Raw genomic sequence first — 23,917 nt, forward strand, 5'->3', positions numbered from 1 at the left:
GCGTGCTAATGCCGCGTTTAGCGGTAGATGTCACCGCAAAGCAGCGTGATCGTTTTTGACAGATTACATAGCAGGCGGGCTCAGTTTTCAGCTTTTTGTCAGGCAGTTTGCCCGAATCCAAGATAGCTTGACGGGACCTTATCTGTGAGCCAGACACCATTGTCTGCACAGAAGAATTCGAAGCCATCGTCGAACATTCGCTTAGCTTCGATACGTAATACAACTGGCTTGCCGTGCCGCTGGCCAACGCGCTCGGCGGTTTCAGGGTTAGTCGAGAGATGTACTTGACGGCGTCGCCCAGGGTTTAGTCCATCGGAAAAAATTGCATCTAAATTTGCACTGGCTGTTCCGTGGTATAACTCGTCTGGTGGACGCTGAGGTTCTAAGCCAAGGTCCACATCTACCGAATGACCTTGTGCTGCCCTAATCCGGGAACCATCTTCAGACAATGTGAACCGTTTTTTGTCGCTACTTTCTACAAGCTGAAAAAGCTCGTCGCGACTTAGCTTTCGGTTTGCTTTTTTCAGCTTCCGCAACAGTTCATCAACGAGAACCCACCCATGCTTATCTAGCTGAAGGCCGATCTCTTCAGGTTTGTGCCGAAGCACTAAGCTTAAGAATTTACGTTCTCTACTCATACCCACCCCGCAGGAACGCTTTTTCGTCGTTGACTATCACGAAATCAGCGTTCGAAAAAACAACTAGCCAGCTTTATATCCATGTTAACATCTTTGAGGCGGCCCACAGCTGCCGTTGACGATGATCTTCAAATGCTGCGCGTGGAGACCGAATTCCGGACACTCGTCGTAATCGGGAGCCAACGTTCGGCTACTGCAGTACATAATTTCAGAAGAAATTTAGAGTTCGGCAAATGAGCTGTACCTGAAGCAGACATAGAAGTACTTTTTTGAGTGCGCCGCCCAAGTGAACTGGCTCTATTTAATCAAAGTTCGTTGGCATTCTCACCATGATAGAAAGTTACTGGTGTCCTTTCTGCATCGAAAAACACGTCATGGCGCTCGGCAGTTTCTTCGACGAGTCGCTGGGTTTGAGCAGGAAGCTCGTTATGTGCTCTGCCAAAGTCGTCCACGGCAATCGGCGTTAATGAAGGTGCAATTGTGACCCGCAGCAGCCTTTCGCACCCGATTGGCAGACCGGCCTGACCCAGGGCGTTTTGGCTTTGAAGGTGCATGTCCGACTCAATGATCGTGCGCAAGTGAAACATACCGTCCCACATGATTTGCCAGAGTGATCGGAAGAATTTCATCGAATTGTCAAAAGAAACGCTGAGCGATGGAGTGTTGCCTGAGAACCAGATCCGCAAGGTTTTGAAGGACAAAACCCCTATGGAGATTGGAGTAGAGCTATCTTTTTACGTGTATTCAGCGCTCGCGGCACGCAATCGTATATTGCTGTGCGATGCACGGACGAGATTGCGGTAGAAATTAGCTGCCGCCACAGTCGACACCTCGTGTTCAACTGATGCAAGCAGCGCTTTCAACTTCGAGTTCAGACGGAAATTGAAACGCTGATCACCCAGCTTCCCCAACGCATAGCGCCTTGAAATGTCGTAGCAAAACGGAAGGAGCGCGCCGTCATCCGCTATGACCAAGGGTGAAATCAGCTCACTCTTGCGTTGCTTAATTCGCGACAACACCGCGCCGAGAAGAACATCGACCTGAATCTGCACAGCGGGATAGAGACCCTGCAACATTCGCCCAAGAGCTACCAAACGCAGCAAAGCTTCGGTCGGCAACTCAGGGCCCACGGTCGATGCTTCCTGTCGGGCTCGACCAGAGCTGACGATTGGATGCAACTGAATATGAGCGGCACCAGATGAGCAGACCTGGTCGACGAGATCTGGAATATGCGGCAGCGATTGTTGAGTTGCCGAGAGAACTGCACCGCAAGAAAACCCCTTTTTTGCAAGCAGTTCCAAGGTAAATAGGGCTGTTTGGAAAGCTCCCTTTCGACCGCGGATCATGTCATGCAGATCTTCTAGTCCATCAAAGCTAATGGATGCGTGCTGTACGGCGCCTTCCTGCATAGCTTCGAGCAATGGGGTAGGGCGCGAGCCATTGGTGATTACCCCGACCTGAAGATTTTGTGCCGTCAGCCCGGTCGCCAGATCTCGAAAGCCGGGGGCAAGCACGGGCTCGCCGCCGGACAGGGAGGCACGGCGGTATCCGGCTCGCGCAAGCGTCGCCGTAGCGCTCAGAACATCGTCAACTGGGAGTGATTGGCGTTCAAACGGACCGGATGAAGAATAGCAATGCAAACACTTGAGATTGCAGAAACGCGACAGATGGATTTGTACGACTGGTACCTGGGTAGGCATGTTTCACCTTTCTCAAGTGGAGCGTTGCAACTGCCTGTCGCGACCAAACACGGGCGCGACGCTGACCAACGACGCTTTAGAGCCCGTGTTGGCTGCGCAGACGGGCGCGATCAGGCGCGATTGTGCCCAACGGGAAAACCTCGACTCCCAGCAACTCGCCAAGACGATGATCGGTCAGAGGTTTGAGATCCATGGTATCGACGCCGCCGTCCCAAAGGTGATCAATGCAAATTCCCTTTTCGCAGATCTCGACCCCGATAATTTCATATGGGGACTCCAAAAGCGCATCCCGGATGGGCCCTATGTGCTCAGCCGTCAAAGGTGTTTTCGCAAGTCGGCGGGTCAGTGTGCGCATCATGCGTTCTGAATCTTCACTCATCTTTGTTCTCCTTAGTTTTTGGTGAGGAATTGACTATGTGACCAGCGGCCAGGGAATTTCTCCACCGGCAAGTGTCAGTTGTTCGGCTGGACCGTTGCAGTTTTCTTGTGTGAACTCCTGACAGTCTGCGTAGGAGGCAGGGCCGTGGACCTTGTAGTGGATCGCCGTCACAAAACTGTCGGCTGGGACGACAATGCAGCCCTTGTGGCCCGTTGCTGGGCGGGGAAGCTTGGCATAGACGATAAACTGTTCTTCTTCTGCCTCGGCGGTCGATCCGCTTGTGGCGGCTTCACCGGGAACAAGTGCCGGCAGAATTGGTACATCATGCGACCCCAAAGCGTCGTTCACCGATATGGTCGTGGCGCCGCTGGAGTTCACCATGGTTATGCTTTCTTCAAAAAAGCGCAGCCCCTTCTCGCAAGTCGCGGGCACATAGAAAATCATGTCCCACATCGGCGGGATGATCCGTTCGGGGCGCTGTTCGAGCTGCGCAACATAGTTGGAACAAGGCAGCAGGCCCTTTGCCGTCAACCGCACAAGGTTGCTGCGTTGTACCCAACGCGCTTCATACGTTGCACTCCCGAGTACTTTGGAAACACTATCTGTCATTTGTAATCTCCTGTTTTTTTGAAATTAGTGGGTGGATGTCACTGGCAGACGCATCAGCGCTTCGCCGTTCCAGAAGATGACGACGGAGGTGTATTGTCCCGCTGAACTGGGCTGTTCGTGCCGCACCCCTTTAAACTGAAACTCTTGCGTACCTATGCCGCCCGTGTCGTGAATGCTCAGATCCAGATTTAGCGTCCCAGAGGACGGGCTGTCATCTGACGCCGTCAACGCCGGCACTTGGTTGCTGGCGGGGGTTTCGACCTCTCCAACAACATACAAGATCGGCGGTGATCCCGGCATCAGGTTTATCCAAGATGAGAAATTGCGGGTTCTTGGTGGTTGGCTCATGATTTGGTTTCCTTAATGAGGCACGCAATGCGCGCGGTGGTTGTCTCTGAAATGGATCAAGGGCGAAATAAGGCCTCGGCCTTTCAGGCAGGTCGCAGGCGCGCACTGTCAGTTGATCAGTTTTAGAACCGCCGTGAGGCTGCCGAGAAGTTTTGACGCCGTGACCAGGTTGTTCTTGAACCTGTCGCGCTTTACCTTGATCTCTTCGAGCTGGGTCTTTGCACCGGTCAAGGCCGCCGTGATCTCGGCATAGGTTGTGGCGGGCGGATGCGGCTCCAAAGCAAAATACTCTTCTTTCAAAGCCTCTATCGCGGTTTCGTTTACCTGTTGCTCCGTTGCGCTGAGACCGGAATAGTCATCCCGAACTTTGAGAAGGTCCGAGATTGCACGGCCAATTTTGTTCTGGGCTTGTCTGTTGCTGTAACTCATTGATCTATTCCTTTCTTAAGCGTCTTTGATGTCTTGAAGGCCGACGAGGAATTTGTTGAGGATGTCGAGCCCATCGTCGAAACTGCCGTCACTGAAGAGAATTTCGAAATGTGCATCAATCAAGGCACTCATGGCCGCGGCGGCTTGTTCCGCCTGCTTGCGATTGGCCATGAAGGTTCGTTTCGCCTGATCCGCTTCGCGGAATGTCGCTGCGGCGTTGGCGTTTTGGTAGCTTTCTTTCAGCACACAGCGGGTGTACTCTTCCCAGTTCCGTATCTGCTGATCCATCTCGGCAAGCGCTTGTTGGCTGTCTGCTTCCAGCAGTTTTTTGAGCTGACGCAGACGCGGGAGCACCTTTCGCATCTCAGCTTTGACCGCGGAAATGCGGCGGTTCTTTTCGATCTCTACAGCTGAGGTCAGAAGGAGCGAAACAGTCGGAGCAACTGCCGGAGCAGCACCAGTTACCGTCAATAACCCGCCTGCCGAAGTTGCCACTGCACCGCTAGCTTCGTCGATCTTGGCTTGCTCCTCTGCATCTAATGCGCCGGCGATGGCATTGGCGTATTCTCCCAATGCTGCAAAAACGGCCTTCTGATCGCTGAGCAGTTGCGACAGCTTGGTTTCAGGCTCCGAGGCCAGAGCGTAGTTTTTGCCTTCGAGATACAGGCACTCGTTGCGTGTGATCTCGTTTTGGGCGACCAGGTTGGCAGAGACGGTGCTGGCCATGCCTGCGATCTGAACAGTTTGATCTGCGGCCTTGCCAAAATCAGATAGTTGTTTTTCTGAAATCCCACAGGCGCTGACAAACGCCAGGGTCGAGGTCACGGAAATGAACTTAATGAGGGTCAAGAAAACTCTCCTTCTGCTGTGTGTTTTGGGCAAATTCCACCCGCCTCAGGAGTCGGGCTCCCAAGTGAAATCCGCTAAAGAAATTTGATTTCAGTGGCTTGCCTTAATCTTCGCCACCCAGACGACTCCATCGGCGGTCAGTTTGTCGAGCGTTGACCCGTCCCGAACCGCTTTTGAGGTATCCGATTTTCGGCCATTCAACGGATTGCCCCCAATGATCCTTGAGTGTTCCAGCCTTGGCCTTGTCTTCAACAGCTCTGGCGCGGGTTTTGAACCAATCCTCTGTCGCAATGTTCTGGCCGGAGCCAATGTTGTGGACAAAAGCCAACGCTGCATCCCGCGTCGCCACTGCTGTCGCCATGCTGGTGCCGCGATACGATGCGACCGAGCCATCACGCGCGCCTGACGCCAACAGCCCAAAGAGTGAAGCCCCGTTTTCGCTGGGGTAAGAGGCAGAAATGCTCTTGCGTCCGTAGGGCTTGCTGTCATCGCCATCCGCACTGGACGAGTAGTTCGCTGGATATCCTGAGCTGTCATCAAACCCGCCGATCACAGCAAAGTTTCCATCTGATCCCATGTCATTGATCGTCGCCAGCGCATTGTGCGTTCCCCGCCGTTGAACGGGCCCAAACCATTTCCAATTGTCATGGTCATGCAGCTGATCACTATTCAGGTCATAAGAGTAAGTGTCAGCCAGCGCGCCATTTTCCAGATGTGTTTTGTACTTGTGGTGATCAAAATAGGATCGACGTCCGGATTTGCTGGTGCGAACAGCAGATTGATCAGACTGGATATAGAACGTCACATCAACGGGTTTGCCAGCATGTAGGGCCTCGATGGCCCATTTTCCGGCTGGCGCGATCGGAGCGCCGGGGATGTCCAAAACCGTCGGTGCGATACAGACAAGCAGCGCCAGCCGCCGCTTTTCGCCGGTTTTTTTGGCATTGACATAGACACGGGCGAAATCGCCCAGATCTTGATACGTATCGATCACCAGTGGCTGCAAGGACAGCGCATCATCTCCAGGAGGTGTCACCCTGACCTTTAGGTCGCGGACAACCTCTTGCAGATGGGACCAAGATTGCTCTTCGAACCAGATCTCTACAAAATTCGCAGTCGAATCCGCGGGCTGAATGCGCCAATCCAGCTTGATCTTGGATTGTGCTTGGTATCCCGTCGGATGATGAATGGCTTTATCCTTTCCCAGGACAGCCGAGGCGGCACAACGCTCCAGGTTGTCATTGCCGGCTGGCATGATTAGGCGAACGGGTGCTTTCCCACCATCTGCGTTTTGTCGATCCGCCAGCAGCCTGCGAATGGCCTGCTCAAAGATGTGGTTCCCATCTTTCGGGCCGGCCGTCATCCCGTAAGAAAAGTTGATGACCAACGGATACCCGCCGTCTTTATTTCCGGGATTGTTCTTCAGCCAAAGCGCATTGGCCAAATGGATGATGCGCTGCACTGCATAGACCGCAAAGTAGGGAAGGAAAGTTCCTGCCGTCCCGTGGGCATATTGCGCGGGCAAGTTTACAGATAGAAGCCGAAGCTTGTTGGCAAGCGTTGTGTCGTTGCCCAAAGGGTCAATTCCGGCCGCTAGATCCAACACGTGTGTGCCATGTGCGGCCGCCATCTCAAGATCACGCTGGCCACCCGGCGACTTCGGTTCCGTCAGATTGAGGTCTCGATTGAATCCGATCTCATCCACGTAACCTAATCTCCCGGACGCTCCGTGCTTGTTCAGTGCCGCGTCGATGTCATCGGCATAGAGCTCGCGCCCGCAAGGCAGCTCTGACTGACCCTTGAACTGCGCAGATTGCTGCCATGACGCGACAAATCGGGTTTGACCGTTCGGCAAACGAAAACGCGAGTTGCTCAACGAAACACCGGTGTCGACGATACCAACCAAAACCGTTTCGTCGGGCACCTGTGGCAACGCCTCTTGGATCTTGGCGGGGTCCCAGGTGTCCGGTTCTTTCGGGTTTCTCGCACCATTCGGGAGCGGTACTACGGTGCCGTTTTCAAAAAACGCTTCGGATGTCATTTGCGCTGCGCGTGAGAACTTGACCTCAAACTCGCTCAGGTTGAGTTTCGTTTCCTTTTGGTCCAGAGCTTCTTTGGGGATGAAGTCCCTTTCCTTTTCGATCCACCAATGTGTGTAGGCTCCCCCCTTGGGTTCATGAGGGTACCTTACGGTTTGCCAGGATAGTGACATGCCTCTGCCCCTTTCAAATTTCCGCAGGCGCGCCGGGCCATTCGCGCGCTGCGCGGTTCCAAAGCTCTTTGGCGACAGAGTTCTGAGTAACCGAGAACGCTGCGCGTCCCATGGTGTCGCCCACCATTACCTTGAGCATGAAATCCGATTTAGGATCGCCCAGATCCACGTCCTGCGGGATCAGCGTTCCGCCAGACGCGATAGCATACAGAATTTCGCCCACATGACATCCGACAAACGCACCCGCTAGGGAATCAACCGGGAAATGCACCCCCGCCACAGTTCGGTTCGTGGCGATGCGATGCGCCAGCCGGAACGGAAATGCCGCCGCGGTGTTTTCGTCACCCAATCCTGTTTTTGGACCCTTACCGGTTTGCAGCCGATACAAGACAGTTGCGATTGCAAACGCCTCTAGCGAATGGCCCGACGGAAAACTGGAATGATCCGGTGTCTGGATCATGGGCTGCACTTGATTGGCAAAGTCGATGGGCCTGGCAGCACGGCAATAAAACTTAAGTGGTGTTTCAATGTGAATTGCAAAGTCCCGCACGATATCCAGCAACATAAGGCTGTTTTTCCTGCGGCCATTGTCCAAATAGGCCTGAGCCCCAAAGAATGACAACATGTCATCCAATTGCATATGAATTTCCGACAGCCGATCATCGCGGAGATCGGCATAAGCCCGAAGCCAGATTAATTGGGATTCAAAGAATTCTTGATTTGGACGCACCAACGCTGTCAGCTCGGTACCTTCGACTGCGATCACAGCTCCGGCATCCGTCGCACTCTTAGATGCATCTTCTTCTTTAGATTTGAATGTGATGTACTGCGACAAAAGCGACAGCAGAATCTTGGCCTGATAAGGTCTGCGCAGATGATCTAGATAGGCATTGTCTACAGGCAGTTTGAGCTTTTCAAGGTCTTCTTTGCGCTTTTTCACCGCATTGGAATCGTCTCCGACTGCACGTGGATCACTATGCCAATATGGCAGGCTGGATTTGCCATTCCAGTATCCGGTGACCCCATCGCGCGCAGTAAGTAGCGCGTTGCTGAGCAAGGGCGAGGCTGGGCTGTCCGCATGGTCCCGAGAAAACGCATTAAATGCCCCTGTGTTTCCGCCAGTATTCCCACCGGTGTTTCCGCCAGTGTTCCCACCCGTATTGCCGCCGGTGTTCCCTCCGGTATTTCCCCCATATTTAGGCATATTTCCCCCCAAGGAATTGTGTTGTCCCTCACGACATCGAAATACAACTTTTTGGATCGAGCAATCCTGGTTTTGCGACACCCTCGATTTTTGACGAAACTTTAACGAGACCAATTCTCTTGATCGGAGAATATCTGCTCGCTAAGCTTTCCGAGCAAATTTGAGACAAAGATTATGTCACAGACAGCAAATAACGTTGCGGTCCTTTACCTGTGCGGTCCTTTCCGAATTGAATTGCGGGATGGCACGGATGTAACGCCAACATCGGTCAAGGCCCAAGCGCTGTTGGCAATGCTGGCGAGTTCCCCGCGCGGAAGCCAGAGCCGTGAGTGGCTGAAACAGAAACTCTGGAGTACGCGGGAAACCAAGCAAGCAGCGGGAAGCTTGCGGCAATGCCTATTGCAGATACGGCGGTCGTTGGGTCCTGTAGCTGATGTGGTCTCGGCCAATCGACAAAACATTTCCCTGGCTCTGGATCGGATCAAGATCGTTACACCCCCCCCAGGGGTTTTCCTAGATGGTATTCCGGTCTGTGATGCGGCCTTTGGAGCATGGCTGGGCGAACAACGCCAATCAGCACAGCGCCCTCCGGCACATATGTTGACCGATCAACCGCAAGTCCCCCGTAAAATCATAGCCATGATTGTCGATGTACCAAACGAACCATTGATGGCCTGGTTTATGCAAACCGTTGCTGACACTGTCTCGCGTATCTTGAACGAAACCTTTTCGGTTGATGTGTGTGTTAGCACCGGCGGCAGCAACTTCAGTGCGCATTGGCAGATACGCATGACCAGCTTGGTGTTCGAGCAATCACAGTTGGGCTTGCGCATTTCTCTGGACTGCTCTGAGTCCAACGCACGCATTTGGGCCCATGAAATCGTCGTCCCGGTTCGGGGGACCCCACCAACCGAACACCCCAGGGTCCACCGGATCTGCAATCAACTGATTGAAGCAATTGGGGATGAGCTATTCATTCGTGGCGACCAAAAACAAAGCGCCGACAGAGATTGTCGGCTGGCTATTCGCACTCTGTTCAAGATGCAACCGAGCGCTGCCGCCAAGGCCGATGCATTGTTTGCAAGCGCTTTTGACACCCATAAGCGAGGTCTCTACCTCGCTTGGCGCGCTCAGTGCCTGACAATCATCAAAGCCGAGCGATATTCCTCAGATCCAGAAGCTCTAACCAATCAGGCCGAAGCCCTCTGTGCGCAGGCGCTGGAGTTGGAGCCCAACAATTCGATGGTTGTCGCAACTGTAGCAAACACCCAGGGCCAGCTGTTCAGAAACCATCTCACCAGTTACTCCATGGCAAAAAGAGCGGTTCGACTGAATCCGTCAAACCCGATGGCCTGGTGGGCCCTGAGCTCTGCATCGGTCTACACTGGTGACGCTGAGGCCTCTTTGAGGCACGCGGTGCGGGCCAGCCATCTGGTAACCACGCTGCCAAACAAGTTCTGGTGGGATAACCAGCTCTTTGGGGCTGCGCTGATGACCGGAAAGCTGGAACTGGCGCTGGCGTATGCCGAAGAATGTCATTCACAGAATCCCAATTTCAGGCCGCCGCTTCGGTACCTGGTTGCTCTCTATTCAAATTTCGGTCGCAAGAAGGAAGTCGAGCGCGCAATTGCATCACTGCAAAAACTAGAACCTGATTTCACGGTGGACCGGCTCGTAAATGACAAAGTCTACCCCGCGTCCTTGATCCAGAGGGCACCAAGACTGGATTTGAACAAGATCCGGGCTTTTGTGTAACCGTCGGCATGAAACACGCCGCGATCTCTTCTGATTGGTGCGTCAAACTTCGTGTCATGTTGCACAAGACCGATGTTTGACGCATCGATACCGGGATTCGATCATTGAGGACTGGCTTAGTGTGGAACCGGTTCGCTCTAGCGGCTCAGACCTTTTGCAGAGTTGGCGGGATCAATCGGCAGAATCGCTTTCCTCAGTCGGTGACGCTCTGGGAATCATGGCATAATTAGATATGGTGCCTCCTGATACCCCCAATTTCAATGCGCAGAATAGTCTGACCGTTCGTGTCATACGCGTGTAGCAAAAAGTTCAGAAAAGGCGCGTTGAACAACAAACCAAATAGGTGTTTTATGTCTATCCCCAGCCGCTTACACATCTCTCGTCGTCAGTTCCTTGCCACGACAACTGCCAGTGCGGCGGCCATCACGCTGCACCCCTTTTCGGCAGCAGCGGCAAACAATCAGGCGCATCTGCGGATAATGGAAACCACGGATGTACATGTCCATGTCTTCCCCTATGACTATTACGCGGACAAACCCCGCGATACGGTTGGTCTGTCCCGCACCGCGTCGATCATCAATGAGATCCGGTCAGAGGCAACGAACTCACTGCTGGTCGACAATGGTGACTTTCTGCAAGGCAATCCAATGGGTGACTACATCGCCTATGAACGCGGCATGAAAGATGGGGACAGCCACCCGATCATCACTGCCTTCAACACGGTTGGGTATGATGCCGCGACGCTGGGAAATCATGAGTTCAACTATGGCCTGGAGTTTTTGGACAAAGCCCTGGCCGGGGCTGAATTCCCGGTTGTTCTGGCCAATGTCGCAAAGGAAAAAGGCGCAAACCCGCGCGATGACAAGACCTTGGTGAAACCCTACGCGATCCTGGAACGCGAGATTGAAATGGGAGACGGTACCAAGCATCCGATCAAAATCGGGGTGATCGGCTTTACCCCGCCTCAGGTCATGAACTGGGATCGCAAGCACCTTGAAGGCAATGTCGAGGCGCGTGATATCGTCGAGACCGCGCAAGCCTATGTGCCCGAGATGAAAGAACAGGGTTGCGATCTGATCATTGCGCTGTCGCATTCGGGGATTGGTGAGGCCGATCATGCAGACGGGATGGAGAATGCTTCGGTCGTTCTCGCCGGGGTTGATGGCATCGACGCGCTGGTCACTGGCCACAATCACCTGGTCTTCCCATCACCAACCTTTGCGGATCGCCCTGGCATTGACGTGGAAAAGGGCACGCTGATGGGTAAGCCCGCCGTCATGGGCGGCTTCTGGGGTTCGCATCTTGGTCTGCTTGATCTGTTGTTGGAGCGGGATGGAAATGAATGGCGGGTGGTCACCACCACATCCGAGGCGCGTCCGATTTCGAAGCGCAACGAAGATCGCTCCATCACTGCCTTGGTCGATGACGATCAGACGGTGCTCGACTCGGTCGCACAGGATCACGACGAAACGCTGGCCTATGTCCGGCGCGCTGTTGGCAAAACCTCGGCCCCGCTGCACAGCTATTTCGCGCTGGTCGCGGATGATCCGTCGGTCCAGATCGTCTCAATCGCCCAGAAGTGGTATGTCGAAGAGATGATGAAGGGCACCGAGCATGAAGGCTTGCCCATTCTGTCAGCGGCGGCTCCGTTCAAGGCCGGTGGCCGTGGTGGTCCTGAATACTACACCGATGTTCCGGTCGGTGATGTGGCCATCAAGAACGTGGCTGACCTGTATTTGTACCCCAACACAGTGCGTGCGGTACGTGTGAACGGTGCTCAGGTCCGGGGCTGGTTGGAGCGGTCGGCGGGCATGTTCAATCAGGTTGAACTGGGTGCCGAGGATGCGATCCTGCTGAACCCGGAATTCCCGTCTTACAACTTCGACGTGATGGACGGCGTGACTTATCAGATCGACCTGTCTCAACCGTCACGCTTTGGACCGAAAGGGGAAGAGGTCAACCCAGACGCCGCCCGGATCGTGAACCTGGCCTTCAACGGCGAGCCGGTTACAGATGACATGGAATTCATCATCGCTACCAACAACTATCGTGCTTCGGGTGGGGGCTCCTTCCCCGGTGCTTTGGGCGATACAGTGGTGTTCGAAGCGCCCGATACCAACCGCGATGTCATCGTGCGCTACATCGTCGAGCAGGGCACAATCGACCCAAAGGCAGACGCCAATTGGTCATTTGCGCCGCTTGAGGGCACCACGGTTCTGTTCGAAACCGGACCCAAAGCCCGCGAATATATGGGCGATGTCAAAGGGGTTGCGATCGAAGATGCCGGCGAAGGTGCAGACGGTTTCGCTGCGTTCCGGATTAAGCTTTGACACTCGAAAAGAATTGACGACTTCGCCCGCCACCGTGGTTTTGCGGTGGCGGGTGGTCGCCAATCTATATCCGATGATCGCCGGGTGCGGCCGAGCTGGAACCTATGTCATCCGATCAGATTTCGCGGCGCATCTTAAGCGCCACTCATTAAACGGTCAGCTCTGGGGCTTGACTCTTGTTCCTCTAAGTCTGATATTTCTGTTATGACAGAAATAAGAGATATATCGAAATCCGATGCCACCAGCCAGTTTATCCTGTACTGGGGCGATATGGGCAGCCAGTGGGGCGTCAATCGTTCTGTGGCGCAGATTCATGCACTGCTATACGTCAGTATCAGGCCGATGAATGCGGAACAAATCTCGGCGGCGTTGGGGATCGCGCGTTCGAATGTGTCGAATTCGCTGAAGGAGCTTGTCAGTTGGCGCCTAATCCGCCGGGTCCCGATTCCGGGTGAACGGCGCGAACATTTCGAGGCCGAGACGGACGTCTGGGAGATGGTGATCCGCATCGCGCAAGGCAGAAAAGAGCGCGAGATTGACCCCGCTGCTGCAGCCATTCGCACATGTGTTGCGCAGGCTGAAAGCGAAAGCGGGCTAGAGCCGGAGGTATTGCAGCGCATGCAGGCGATGCAGGATTTCCTGAGCACGGCTGACAAGTGGTATCACGATATGCTGACGGTTCCGCGGCCTAAGCTGATCATGCTTATGAAGATGGGCAGCAAAGTCGCTTCATTCCTGAAGCTTACAGGGGGCAAGCCGAACGGCTAAAATTTTTTGACTTTTAATTTCTCTTTTGACGGAAACAACAGAATGTTTGAAAAGCACGAAGCACAGCCCTTTCAAAACGCGCAGCCTATTGAGGCTGATGTCAAAGCGCAGCGATGTGATCGGCACAAAAGGGATACCCGTTTCTTCGAGCTGTTGGGTCAAGACGGATGGAACCGTTTGCCCACGGCAATCAGGCGGCGCTTTAGCAAACGATTGTCTGGTGGTGCTAGTCTTGTCTATCAGGGTCGCGTGTCCGCGATGCAGATGAATCTGGCCGGGCGTTTGCTGGCCTTCGTCATGCGAGCCATAGGTGCGCCGCTGCCGTTTGATCGCACATCTGCCGGGCGCTCTGCCGTTGTGGTTGTCACCGAAGACGTTGCAACCGGGGGTCAATTCTGGATTAGGCAATATGGCCGGTCCTCGGGGTTTCCGCAGATTGTCAGCAGCTCCAAACGCTTCGACGGTCCGACCGGGTTAGAGGAATACATAGGCTATGGAATTGGCATTGCATTGCGGTTGCAAAGCACCCGGAACGCCTTGCTGTTCATCAGCGACAGCTATTTTGTGAAACTGGGCCGTTGGCGCATCCCTTTGCCCAAATGGGTGTGCCCGGGCAATCTTGTCATCGGGCATGAAGAACTGGGCGATGGGCAGTTCAAGTTCACGCTGGCACTGACTCATCGGCTGTTGGGTTCGGTCATATATCAGGATGCCGTTTTCTTCGATGCCGAGATCGTTGAGGCGACCGATGCCTGACTCCCCAAACCACGCCATGAAGGTTGTGATCATCGGTGGATATGGCGTCTTTGGTGCGTTGACTGCCCGTTTGCTTGCGCGCGATGGGCATCAACTGTGGTTGGCCGGGCGGCAGCCTTCAAAGGGTCGCGCCCTTGCCCGCGAACTGGGAGCAGGCACCCTGGCGGTCGATATTCACTCTGCACCCGAAATCATTTTCAGTGTCGCGCCGGATGTTGTCATAGATGCAGCGGGGCCGTTCCAACACTATGGTCAGGATCCATATCTTGTCCCGCGTTTATGCGTTCAGCATGGCTGCCATTATCTGGATCTGTCCGACAGTTCAGAATTCACAACGGGCATTGCGGATATGAATGCAAAGGCCGAGGCCGCAAATGTCTTTGTGCTTTCGGGCGCCTCCAGTGTGCCGGGCCTGTCCTCGATCATTGTTGAGGATCTGATCGACGGGCTGGACAAGATCAACCTTATCGACATTGCAATACTGCCGGGCAACCGGGCGCCACGTGGAATGTCGGTGATCAAGAGCATTGTCAGTGGTGTTGGCCGCCCCTCACAGGTTCTTCGGGATGGTATCTGGCAGACCATGCGGGGCTGGACAGATCGGAAAACCTATACGCTTGCGCCGGGTCTGCGGCGTGCTGGGTACTTCGTGGACGTCCCCGACATACACCTGCTGCCGGATAGAATTGCCGCTTCAACAGTCATGTTTCGCGCGGGTTTGGAACTGGGGGTGATGAATGCATCGCTGTCCGCATTGGCTTGGCTTCGCCGCCGCTGGCGTCTTACCCTGTCTGATGTGGCCTATTCCGCGCTCTATTGGTTGTCGAAAGCGCTCTATCTGTTTGGAACAGATCGCGGGGGGATGCAGGTGCGTGTCACAGGGCGGCGGAACGGGCAGAGCATTACCCGAACATGGACCCTGATCGCCGAGGACGGAGATGGCCCGTTTGTGCCTGGTATCACCTGTCGTGCAATCCTGCGCGGGACTGTTACGCCGCGTCCCGGCGCGCGCCCGTGTTTGGCTGAGCTGCCAAGACGTGTTGTTGAGGACGTCATGAGCGATCTGGCGATTACCATTCGGTTGGACGAGACGGTCTAACCCAGCCCTTCTTGATCGGTTTTTACGAAGGAACTATCTGGTCCAGATGACAGATCAGAACAACAACAGTGTGGTTCGCAAACGGCTTTGGGCGTTGGCAATCTTCATCGCCGCACTTTGGGCGATACAGGTCATCAACTGGGCGCTGGGCTATCGATTGAACCTGGCCTTCGGATTGATCCCTCGGCATTTGGGTGGGATTGATGGGATCTTCGGGATGCCGGTTCTGCACGCCAGCTTTTCCCATCTCATGTCAAACACACCGCCACTTGTGTTGATGGGCACATTGCTTGCGCTGACCGCTACGCGCGCGCTTTTGTTGGTGAATGTCGTCATTATCGCCTTGAGTGGCGCGCTCGTTTGGCTTTTTGGCAGCAACGCCATCCATATCGGTGCATCTGGTTTGGTGTTTGGATGGTTCGGGTTTCTTGTCGCGCGTGGTGTGGTGGACAGATCTCCGGTGACACTCGGGGCTGCGCTCTTGGTGGCAATGGTCTACGGTTCGATCATCTGGGGTGTTTTGCCCGGCCAGCCCGGGATTTCGTGGGAGGCGCATCTGTTTGGCGCCCTGGCCGGAGCCCTCGCAGCCCTTGTGATCCGCACCCATGTTCATGCGCCGCGTATCGTGAATGTCGAACAGCGATAGGGGTGTCCGATAAGGACGACTGGAAGAGACATGTTTGCGATCTTCTTTGTTCGATTCCCAAAAATCCTTTGCTGATTGCTGGCCTGCCTACCGGGTACGCATTTAAGGTTGCGCGTGGGGTTGAATTAAAGTCTCGTATGATACATCTATGTCTCATGAGTGTAATTCGACCAACCACCAAAGATGCCATCATCGAAGCCGCATTCGAGGTTTTTTCGCAGAGCCAAGCCGCCTCGCTTGGCGATGTCGCACAGCACGCCGGGGTGGGCCGTGCGACGCTGCATCGGCATTTCCCCGGACGGCCCGAACTGATGCGCGCCTTGGCAAAGATCGCAATGGCTGAACTCGATGAAGCTGTTGAACAGGCCACGGCAGGTGCAACAAGCTATGAAGAAGGCTTTCGGCTATCACTGCATGCAATTGTTCCGCTGGCGAACCGTCAGTTGTTTTTAGCCAATGAGGGGTTGGAGGCAGACCCCGAAATTGCCGCAGCCTATGACAAAGGTTTGCAGGAGCTGCGACGCGATGTTGACGCGGCAAAACAAGAAGGCGCGTTTGACCCGAATGTGCCAACTGAATGGATTGTTGAGGCTTACGAAAACCTCATCTACGCCGCCTGGTCCCTTGTCCGATCCGGCGAGGCAACAGCCAAGCAAGCTGCCGATTTGGCCTGGCGGACACTTTCCCAAGGATTGAAAGGAGGGGCTGAATGAATCTCGAAACCCTGACCACACAGATCGACGATGTGTTCTTTCTGATCGGCGCTGCGATCTTGTTGATCGAAATCGCCGAGATGCTCTTTAAAGGCGATTTCAAAGCCAAGACGTTCGGCGAAATGCTGGCAAGCGCCTCGACCCAGATTCCGTATCTGTTGGTCGAAACCTTTGTTCTGACTGGGGCCTACGGGCTGTACTGGATCATTTCTCAGGGTTTGCCATGGGCCATCCCCGTGACGTGGTGGAGTGTGATCCTTGTGATCGTGCTGGCCGATATCACGTACTACTGGGAACACCGAATTGCCCACGAAGTGCGCCTGCTCTGGACCCAGCATGCGGTGCATCATTCCTCGCGCGATATGAACATTATCACGGGTATCCGATTTGGTCCGCTGGAAGGAGTATGGTCCCTGATCGCCCATATACCACTGGCCCTGATGGGGTTTGCACCCGAGGCGATTGTGCTTGGTGTGATTGCAGTGCTGGCTTATCAGACATGGTTGCACACGGAACTGATCGGCAAGCTGGGTCCGCTTGAATATGTGATGAACACGCCGTCTCATCACCGCGTTCACCACGGGTGCGATGACAAATATCTTGATAAGAATTATGGCGGTATCTTCATTATCTGGGATCGGATTTGGGGTACATTCCAGGTCGAGGAAGAAACCCCACGCTATGGCCTGACACGTGATTTCAACAGTCAGAACCCGATCAAAGTGTGGTTTTCGGAATGGCCTGACCTGATCCGGGATATTGCGAAATCCAGAAGCATCCGCGATGCCTTTGCCATTCTGTTCCGCCCGCCGGGATGGGAGCCGAAGAAGTAACCAGATAGAGGCTTAAAATGGATCGCAGAGATTTCTTAGCTGCAGCTTTGGGTGCCTTGGCGTCTGGCTTTGTTCCTCTGGTCGGGGCCGCGCAGGGCACACACGCCCCAACCGGATATCTCCGTACAAATTGGAGCCGCGATCCATACAGCCTTGGGTCCTATTCCTATGTTGCCAAAGGATCGTGGCGTAAGGATCACGTAGCCTTGGGCCGTCCAGTCGGTGATCGCCTGTTTTTTGCGGGTGAGGCCACGCATCCTTCCTATAACAGCACGGTGCATGCCGCCTATGAATCCGGGATCTTGGCAGCAGAGGCGGTTTCAAAAACAGACGCCAAAACGGTTGCCATCATCGGCGCAGGGATGAGCGGCCTTGCCGCTGCGGATGCGCTGGCCAGGCGCGGATATGATGTCACGATCTGGGAAGCGCGTGACCGTATCGGTGGACGCATTTGGACCGACAATCGCCTTGGCACAGCGCTCGATCTGGGCGCCAGCTGGATACACGGTACTGATGACAACCCACTGGCGCGGTTGGCGAAATCACTGGGTGTTTCAACCGTGGCGACGACCGAAAGCTATATCATTCGAGGCGCTGATGGTCGCGATGTACCGGACCGAGACGCGCCAGATTGGCTTGATACCATCGTATCTGTTCAGAACAGTATCGGGGCGGGTAGTGGTGAACTCAACGCTTCGGCCTATCTGCGAGATACCGACTATGGCGGGGCCGAGGTGATTTTTTCCGATGGCTACGCGCAGCTGTTCGATGCGTTTTCCAGCGATTTTGACATTCTGCTAAACCGAGCGCTGGCACGTGTCGCCTTTGAGGGCGGCGATGTGCTTTTGGAAGACAAGACCGGCCAATCAGACAGGTTCGATGCGGTGATCGTTACCATCCCGTTGGGAGTGCTGAAACAAGATACGATCACCTTCTCTCCGCCCCTGCCGGATGACAAGCAAAGCGCGATCGCGCGGTTGGGCATGGGGACATTGGACAAGGTGTATCTTCGGTATGAAGATGTCTTTTGGGACTCCGAGAAAACCTGGATCCTGACGCCTGAAACCGGGTTGCCGCAGGGCCAGTTCAATGAATGGCTTAACTTCTATCCCTATATCGGGCAGCCGATCATTATGGCGTTCAATGGTGGGCAATCGGCCCGCGATTTGGCCAATTTGCCCGACGCTCAGATTGTCGGACTGGCGCAGAGAATCTTGGGCAACGCCTACCCAGAAACGCGCTAACGGCGGCGCGTACCAACCCCCATCCGTTTCCAACCGTTTTGCAAAAGCGCCGCTGCAAAGCTTTCTATTTTCGCACAGTATTGTAATAAGTGCTTCCAAACCGAAGCGTCACATCATGACCGATGGATGATGCCGTGGGCAGATCGCAATTCAAGGCCGTTAAAGTAGCTTTACAAACACCCGGTATTTCAATCTTCTTGCGCGCAGCGCCTTTCGGCCAATTGAAGATTGTATCTGAAATTTTGGAGTATTCCTGTGCTTTCCAACAATGGTTTTCAAGGTGGTCAGGGCGACCCGGGAGAGTTTGTCAGCATATGGCTGGTGATCCGGCGCAATCTGCTTCCAGTTGCCTTCCTGTTTGGAATCGCAGTGATTTTGACGTCTCTGTACATGCGGACCGTTCCGGACAGGTATCGCACTGTCGCCCAAATGGTGCTGTCTTTGTCAGAGACACGATACAGTGACACGACGGGGCGTCTTGAAACCGTTGAACTGGGTCGTTCGAGCATCGAGACCGAGATCGAAAAGCTCAAATCCCGCGATTTCGCGGGTCAGGTAGCGGAAACACTGGGCTTGTTTGAGGATGATAGTTTCGTTTCCCGCACAAACCCTGATACCGGGATCGAACATCCTCCAGCGCTGCACCGCGAGGCCGTGATTGACAAAGTTCTGGGCTCATACAGCCTATCCCGTGCTGGTGAAAGCTTGGCGATATCTGTCGAAGGTCGGTCCACCGATGCCGGACTTTCCGCTGCTTTGGCAAATACGGTCATCACGCAGTACATTAGTAACGAACTTGGTGATCGCATCGACCGGTTGGACAAAAACATCGAGGATGTGCGCAGACGCGTGAATTTGCTTGGTGAGGAACTAACCCGAAACGAAGCGGACCTGGCCAATTTCATCCGCTCGGACAATCTGGATGACGAGCAGTTGCTGGACCAATTGCGCAGCGCGGCCGAACGGGCCCGCACCATCCTGTCGATCGGTCTGGAACAAAACGTCCCGCCCGAAGAAGAACTGGCTTTGCGCGAAGAATTGGCCGCCGCTGAGGAACGGCTTCAACTCAGAACCCGGCAAGAGCTGACGCTGCTGCGTAAGGAGCGAGAAATCGAGCTGCTCAGATCGCGGTATCAGGCCTCGGTCGATGAGTTGAACCTGCTGGAAACCCGAAGTGGCCAGATCGAAGCGGGCACAAGCCAGGTGTCCGTCGCCCGTGTGCCACAGGTGCCATACGCGCCCAATCGTGCGCTGACCGTTGCGCTGGCCGGGGCGATGTCGATCATGATCGGCTTTGTTCTGGCGCTGATCCGGGAAGGGCTGGATCGAACAATCAAGACCGAAAAACAGATCTTCAACGCGACGGGCCTGCAGAATCTGGGTTATTTTGTAAGGCAGAAATACGGGCCCAAAGGGCGCGCCGCAGCGGTGTTCGAACCGATTGAGAACCCACGGACCCCTCTGGCCGAAACGGCACGCGGGATTTTGACCAACTGCATCAAGTTTCAACACTCGAAGGTGGTGTTGGTTTCATCTGCGCTGCCCAACGAAGGAAAGTCGTTCATCAGTACGGTGCTGGCAACAACGGCGGCCGCAGATGGCATGAATGTCGCCCTTGTTGATTTGGATGTATACCGCAAAGGGGCAACCAAGCTTCTGATCCCGGACACCTCCGACATCCGATGCTCAGACCTCTATTCCTATGACATTTTACCGCAGCAGGTTGTTGGTGCTCAGGATGCGCCGGGCAAACTGGATCTGATCACGGTAGAATCCCCGACACGTGAACTGACAGATGATGCCGAAATGAAGCTGCGCAAGCTGAAGGACACGCTGACATCCAGATACGATCTGGTGGTGATCGATACCCCACCCGCGTTGGTCATGGATGAGGTCTACCGAAACAACACCCTGATCGATGCCGCGATCCTTGTGGTCCGCTGGGGCAGATCGCCCCAAGATGCCGTTCAGGCGGTCACGCGGCGCCTGTCTCAGGCCGATGTCAATGTCATCGGAACCATCCTGAACGATGTCGATCCCAAAAAGTTCCGCTGGATTGGGTATGAAGGCTATTATGGGCACTATGACTATTACAAATAGTGTCTTGGAGGTCGGCGGTCTGCAGGCTTTGCCGGGGAGGGTGGCATCCGCGCGATGACATAGGTTGAATGACAAGATGATCAGCAGCGAAACACTCAAGCGACCCCGGTCATCGCTGGAAAGCGCTGAGTTTTTCTGCGTGGTTTTGGGCGTACTGTTTTCGTCTTTTGCGTCTTTGCGTCACCCCGGTGCATCGTTCACGGTCAGCGATTTTTTCATCACCTTTGGGCTTTTGTTCCGCTTCATCAGGGTCATCCCGCTATACCCGATGCAGGCGGCCTCTTCGATGTGGTGGCTGGGTATCGCAATGCTGATGACCGGGCTGTTGATCGGCAGCATCGCCTATGGCGATCCGGTGGATGCCTTGGTTGTCCTGATCCAATATTTCTTTTCATTTGTCGCATTGCCGCTCGCCATTCTTGGTCGCCCGCATAAAGAGGCGGTATTGCTGGCCAAAATGGGCGTCATGTCTGTTGTCATCAGCTGCCTTGTCGGCCTTGGTGCCTATTCGATCGGATATAATGGAGGGCACCGACGGCAGCTTGCGCTGGTGGCTGGGAACAACCGACTGACGGGTTTGACCGACAACGCCAACGCCTTTGCGGCGATCATTGTGCTGTGGTTCCCGGTGCTGTGGTATCTCGGCTTGGTGCGCGCCTATAAGATGATCACATTTGCGTGCTTCTTTGCCTTAACCTTTACCGGGCTTATTTTCACCAGCTCAAATTCAAACCTGGCAGGAGCGCTGATCAGCGGCGCCATCTACCTGTTTTTACTCGGCAAATTCCGCATCTTCTTTATCTGGTCAGCTGTGTTTGCCGTGACCGGCTGGGTGGGCATTACATTTGCCGACAAGATCCTGCCGCAGAAATTTGTCGAACGCGTCCTCAGCCCACTTCAGCAGGGGAATATCGAGGGTGTTGGCACCTTCAGTGATCGTGCCGAGCTGATGATTGAGGCCTGGCGGTTCCTGCCCGACTACTATGTGCTGGGCATGGGGGCCGAGCAGTATCGAGAGCTCAGTTCACATGATCTGCCGGTCCATAATCTGTATCTGTTGCTGGCTAACGAAGGTGGCCTGATGTCACTGATGGGTCTGCTGTTTTTGTATCTGGCAGCGGTTACTTATGCCACGCTGGCTGGCCCCGATACGCCGTATAGAACCGCGGCACGCACGACGGTGATAACGGCGACGCTGACCTTTGCTGCGTTGATGGTGAGCTTTACCCATATCTATCACCGCGCCTATCTGGTGCCCTGGATTGTTTCAATCGGGCTTTTGTACAGCCCGATGCGCCCGGATTGGCTGCATAAGGTGCAGGCACGCGGGGGAACTTGACACCTGCGTATTGTAGCAGGCGTTCGGGTGGACCGCGCATTGAACGCAAGTAGCATGCTCAACGAAACCGAGCAGTCGCAAGCATCTATATTGGAAAGAAATGGTGCCCAGGAGAGGCATCTAATTCAAGTTTCATGACGTTTCACCGCATACCATGAATTTGCCAAATATCATGTTATCATTGATTTAGCTGTGTCAGGGTATTCCACCATGCCCCACTATATACTATATGTAGAGGGTGGATAGAGAGGTGGGTTTGTGACACGCCCTTTGAACAAGCTCAGCGCAGCGACACTGAAGTCAAGCGCTCCTGGGAAGTACTCTGACGGGGGCGGGCTTTGGTTCCATCGACGTGAGGATGGGGGCGCTCAATGGTTTCTGCGCGTGACCGTCCACGGACGTCGGCGAGAGATGGGTTTGGGGCCGTTTCCAGAGGTATCACTAAAAGAAGCTCGGCAAGAAGCCGAGAACTGGCGCGCAGTAGCTCGCAAAGGTGTGGACCCCATCAAAGAACGCGCCCGAATGAAGCGTGAAGAGGCAAGCAAACTCCATCTATTGAAAGACGTTGCCCTTGATGCCTTCGAGAGTCGCAAAGCGGAACTGAAGGGCGACGGCAAGGCAGGTCGGTGGTATTCCCCTCTTGAACTGCACGTTCTTCCTAAGCTTGGGAAGGTTCCCGTAGTCGAGTTGGATCAGAAGGACATCCGCGACACGCTTGCCCCTATTTGGCACGATAAAGCCGACACGGCGCGGAAAGCGATGAACCGGCTGTCTATCGTGATGCGACACGCTGCGGCCCTCGGGTTGGATGTGGATCTGCAAGCCACGGACAAGGCAAGGGCCTTACTTGGAAAACAGCGACATAAGGCCAAGAACATTCCTGCGATGCCATGGCAGGATGTCCCGGCCTTCTATCAAAGCCTGAATGGCGGCACTGTCACTGAGTTGGCGTTGCGCTTGCTGATACTAACCGCTGTGCGTTCCTATCCACTTAGGCACCTGCACCTTGATCAGATTGGAGATGATGTCTGGACGATACCAGGAGATTCAATGAAGGGTCGGAGGGACGCAACGGCAGACTTCCGTGTACCGCTGTCACTGGAGGCCGTGTCGGTTATTGAACAAGCCAGGCCGCTAGCCCGAGATGGATTCCTGTTCCCAAGTGTCAAGCGCGGGGTGATTTCTGACATGACAATGAGTGCCTACATGAAGCGCCGTGGCCTGATTGAGCGCCCTCACGGCTTCCGGTCATCTTTCCGCGATTGGGTGGCAGAAACGCAAAGTGTGCCGTTCGAGGTTGCGGAGACTTGCCTGGGCCATGTCGTTGGTGGGTCAGTAGAGCGAGCTTATAAGCGGACGGACTTTCTGGAACGGCGTCGAGAAATAATGAAACAATGGGCGAAAGACTTGATGCCTTCTGCTGAGAAAGCGGGCTATCAGCAATGATGCGTTCATTCCAAATCAATCTTCCGGATGGAAGCATAAGACCCACAACAGTCTAAAGCTTGGACTTGTTGGCCTTTTTTGCGGACGATGAAAAGAGTGCGCTACAAGCACTACAAATACTGACAATGGAATTCCACAGCTACAACGTCGATCCAGAAAATTGGTCATTTGGCGAAGTGGCTAGGGTCAGGATGCATTGATTTCCAACGCGCAGCATGATTCACGGCTCGGAAAACGGAGCGGTGATATGAGCGACCTTTTCTGGCTGACCGATGAGCAGATGGCCAAGCTTTCCCCTTTCTTCCCGCGGTCGCATGGCAAGCCACGGGTCGATGACAAGAGAGTGCTGAGCGGTATTATCTTCATCAATCGCAATGGGTTGCGTTGGCGTGACGCTCCCAAGGAATATGGGCCGCACAAGACGCTTTACAGCCGGTGGAAGCGTTGGAGCGAAAAAGGTATCTTCGCTCGGATGATGGTCGGCTTGGCTGCCGAACACGGCGAGGAAAAGACCGTGATG

At 54.6% G+C, this 23,917-nt stretch carries 23 protein-coding genes; 13 read left to right on the top strand and 10 right to left on the bottom strand.

Annotated elements, in window-relative coordinates:
• Nucleotides 1-98: 98 nt before the first annotated feature.
• The 10 genes from AC2FFE_RS19630 to AC2FFE_RS19675 form a co-directional block, all read right to left on the bottom strand.
• Nucleotides 99-638, bottom strand: a complete 540-nt coding sequence (locus AC2FFE_RS19630) for an RNA 2'-phosphotransferase (RefSeq protein ID WP_496847475.1) — start codon at nucleotides 636-638, stop codon at nucleotides 99-101.
• Nucleotides 639-943: 305 nt separating this feature from the next.
• Complete coding sequence (locus AC2FFE_RS19635) at nucleotides 944-1,339, bottom strand: hypothetical protein (RefSeq protein WP_496847476.1); 396 nt, start codon at nucleotides 1,337-1,339, stop codon at nucleotides 944-946.
• 33 nt (nucleotides 1,340-1,372) lie between these two features.
• Nucleotides 1,373-2,338: a radical SAM protein gene (locus tag AC2FFE_RS19640; RefSeq protein WP_496847477.1), complete on the bottom strand. Its 966-nt coding sequence runs from the start codon at nucleotides 2,336-2,338 to the stop codon at nucleotides 1,373-1,375.
• 76 nt (nucleotides 2,339-2,414) lie between these two features.
• The gene (locus tag AC2FFE_RS19645; protein WP_496847478.1) at nucleotides 2,415-2,717 is read right to left on the bottom strand and encodes a hypothetical protein; all 303 of its coding nucleotides are present in this window, start codon (nucleotides 2,715-2,717) and stop codon (nucleotides 2,415-2,417) included.
• Between the two features lie 33 nt (nucleotides 2,718-2,750).
• The gene (locus tag AC2FFE_RS19650) at nucleotides 2,751-3,326 is read right to left on the bottom strand and encodes a hypothetical protein (protein WP_496821085.1); all 576 of its coding nucleotides are present in this window, start codon (nucleotides 3,324-3,326) and stop codon (nucleotides 2,751-2,753) included.
• 24 nt (nucleotides 3,327-3,350) lie between these two features.
• The gene (locus AC2FFE_RS19655; RefSeq protein WP_496821086.1) at nucleotides 3,351-3,674 is read right to left on the bottom strand and encodes a hypothetical protein; all 324 of its coding nucleotides are present in this window, start codon (nucleotides 3,672-3,674) and stop codon (nucleotides 3,351-3,353) included.
• Between the two features lie 108 nt (nucleotides 3,675-3,782).
• The gene (locus tag AC2FFE_RS19660) at nucleotides 3,783-4,103 is read right to left on the bottom strand and encodes a hypothetical protein (protein ID WP_496821087.1); all 321 of its coding nucleotides are present in this window, start codon (nucleotides 4,101-4,103) and stop codon (nucleotides 3,783-3,785) included.
• Between the two features lie 15 nt (nucleotides 4,104-4,118).
• Entirely contained in the window at nucleotides 4,119-4,928 is an 810-nt protein-coding gene (locus AC2FFE_RS19665) for a hypothetical protein (RefSeq protein WP_496821088.1), read from the bottom strand.
• Between the two features lie 127 nt (nucleotides 4,929-5,055).
• Entirely contained in the window at nucleotides 5,056-7,164 is a 2,109-nt protein-coding gene (locus AC2FFE_RS19670; RefSeq protein ID WP_496821089.1) for a S8/S53 family peptidase, read from the bottom strand.
• Nucleotides 7,165-7,177: 13 nt separating this feature from the next.
• A complete protein-coding gene (locus AC2FFE_RS19675; protein WP_496847479.1) occupies nucleotides 7,178-8,368 on the bottom strand; it encodes a phosphatase PAP2 family protein in 1,191 nt (396 codons plus the stop codon).
• A gap of 285 nt (nucleotides 8,369-8,653) precedes the next feature.
• Between AC2FFE_RS19675 and AC2FFE_RS19680 the strand changes: the two genes are divergently transcribed.
• The 13 genes from AC2FFE_RS19680 to AC2FFE_RS19740 form a co-directional block, all read left to right on the top strand.
• On the top strand, nucleotides 8,654-10,123 hold the full coding sequence (locus AC2FFE_RS19680) for a hypothetical protein (RefSeq protein ID WP_496847480.1): 1,470 nt from the start codon (nucleotides 8,654-8,656) through the stop codon (nucleotides 10,121-10,123).
• A gap of 350 nt (nucleotides 10,124-10,473) precedes the next feature.
• Complete coding sequence (locus AC2FFE_RS19685; RefSeq protein ID WP_496847481.1) at nucleotides 10,474-12,453, top strand: bifunctional 2',3'-cyclic-nucleotide 2'-phosphodiesterase/3'-nucleotidase; 1,980 nt, start codon at nucleotides 10,474-10,476, stop codon at nucleotides 12,451-12,453.
• 204 nt (nucleotides 12,454-12,657) lie between these two features.
• Complete coding sequence (locus AC2FFE_RS19690; RefSeq protein ID WP_496821093.1) at nucleotides 12,658-13,221, top strand: GbsR/MarR family transcriptional regulator; 564 nt, start codon at nucleotides 12,658-12,660, stop codon at nucleotides 13,219-13,221.
• 42 nt (nucleotides 13,222-13,263) lie between these two features.
• The gene (locus AC2FFE_RS19695; protein WP_496821094.1) at nucleotides 13,264-13,977 is read left to right on the top strand and encodes a DUF4166 domain-containing protein; all 714 of its coding nucleotides are present in this window, start codon (nucleotides 13,264-13,266) and stop codon (nucleotides 13,975-13,977) included.
• Complete coding sequence (locus tag AC2FFE_RS19700; protein ID WP_496821095.1) at nucleotides 13,970-15,076, top strand: saccharopine dehydrogenase family protein; 1,107 nt, start codon at nucleotides 13,970-13,972, stop codon at nucleotides 15,074-15,076. Before AC2FFE_RS19695 ends, AC2FFE_RS19700 begins: the two co-directional genes overlap by 8 nt.
• A gap of 46 nt (nucleotides 15,077-15,122) precedes the next feature.
• Complete coding sequence (locus AC2FFE_RS19705; RefSeq protein ID WP_496821096.1) at nucleotides 15,123-15,722, top strand: rhomboid family intramembrane serine protease; 600 nt, start codon at nucleotides 15,123-15,125, stop codon at nucleotides 15,720-15,722.
• Between the two features lie 155 nt (nucleotides 15,723-15,877).
• Entirely contained in the window at nucleotides 15,878-16,435 is a 558-nt protein-coding gene (locus AC2FFE_RS19710; protein WP_496847482.1) for a TetR/AcrR family transcriptional regulator, read from the top strand.
• Complete coding sequence (locus AC2FFE_RS19715; protein WP_496821099.1) at nucleotides 16,432-17,268, top strand: sterol desaturase family protein; 837 nt, start codon at nucleotides 16,432-16,434, stop codon at nucleotides 17,266-17,268. The genes AC2FFE_RS19710 and AC2FFE_RS19715 overlap by 4 nt, the downstream gene beginning before the upstream one ends.
• Before the next feature lie 17 nt (nucleotides 17,269-17,285).
• Entirely contained in the window at nucleotides 17,286-18,512 is a 1,227-nt protein-coding gene (locus AC2FFE_RS19720; RefSeq protein WP_496847483.1) for a flavin monoamine oxidase family protein, read from the top strand.
• 255 nt (nucleotides 18,513-18,767) lie between these two features.
• The gene (locus AC2FFE_RS19725; protein ID WP_496821101.1) at nucleotides 18,768-20,612 is read left to right on the top strand and encodes a GumC family protein; all 1,845 of its coding nucleotides are present in this window, start codon (nucleotides 18,768-18,770) and stop codon (nucleotides 20,610-20,612) included.
• 76 nt (nucleotides 20,613-20,688) lie between these two features.
• Nucleotides 20,689-21,951, top strand: a complete 1,263-nt coding sequence (locus tag AC2FFE_RS19730; RefSeq protein ID WP_496821102.1) for an O-antigen ligase family protein — start codon at nucleotides 20,689-20,691, stop codon at nucleotides 21,949-21,951.
• A gap of 258 nt (nucleotides 21,952-22,209) precedes the next feature.
• Entirely contained in the window at nucleotides 22,210-23,397 is a 1,188-nt protein-coding gene (locus AC2FFE_RS19735) for a tyrosine-type recombinase/integrase (RefSeq protein ID WP_496821103.1), read from the top strand.
• Between the two features lie 247 nt (nucleotides 23,398-23,644).
• Nucleotides 23,645-23,917, top strand: a 273-nt coding sequence (locus AC2FFE_RS19740) for a transposase (protein WP_496847484.1), incomplete at its 3' end; no start/stop codon positions are given.

The organism is Ruegeria sp. YTSA168 (genome assembly GCF_059610045.1).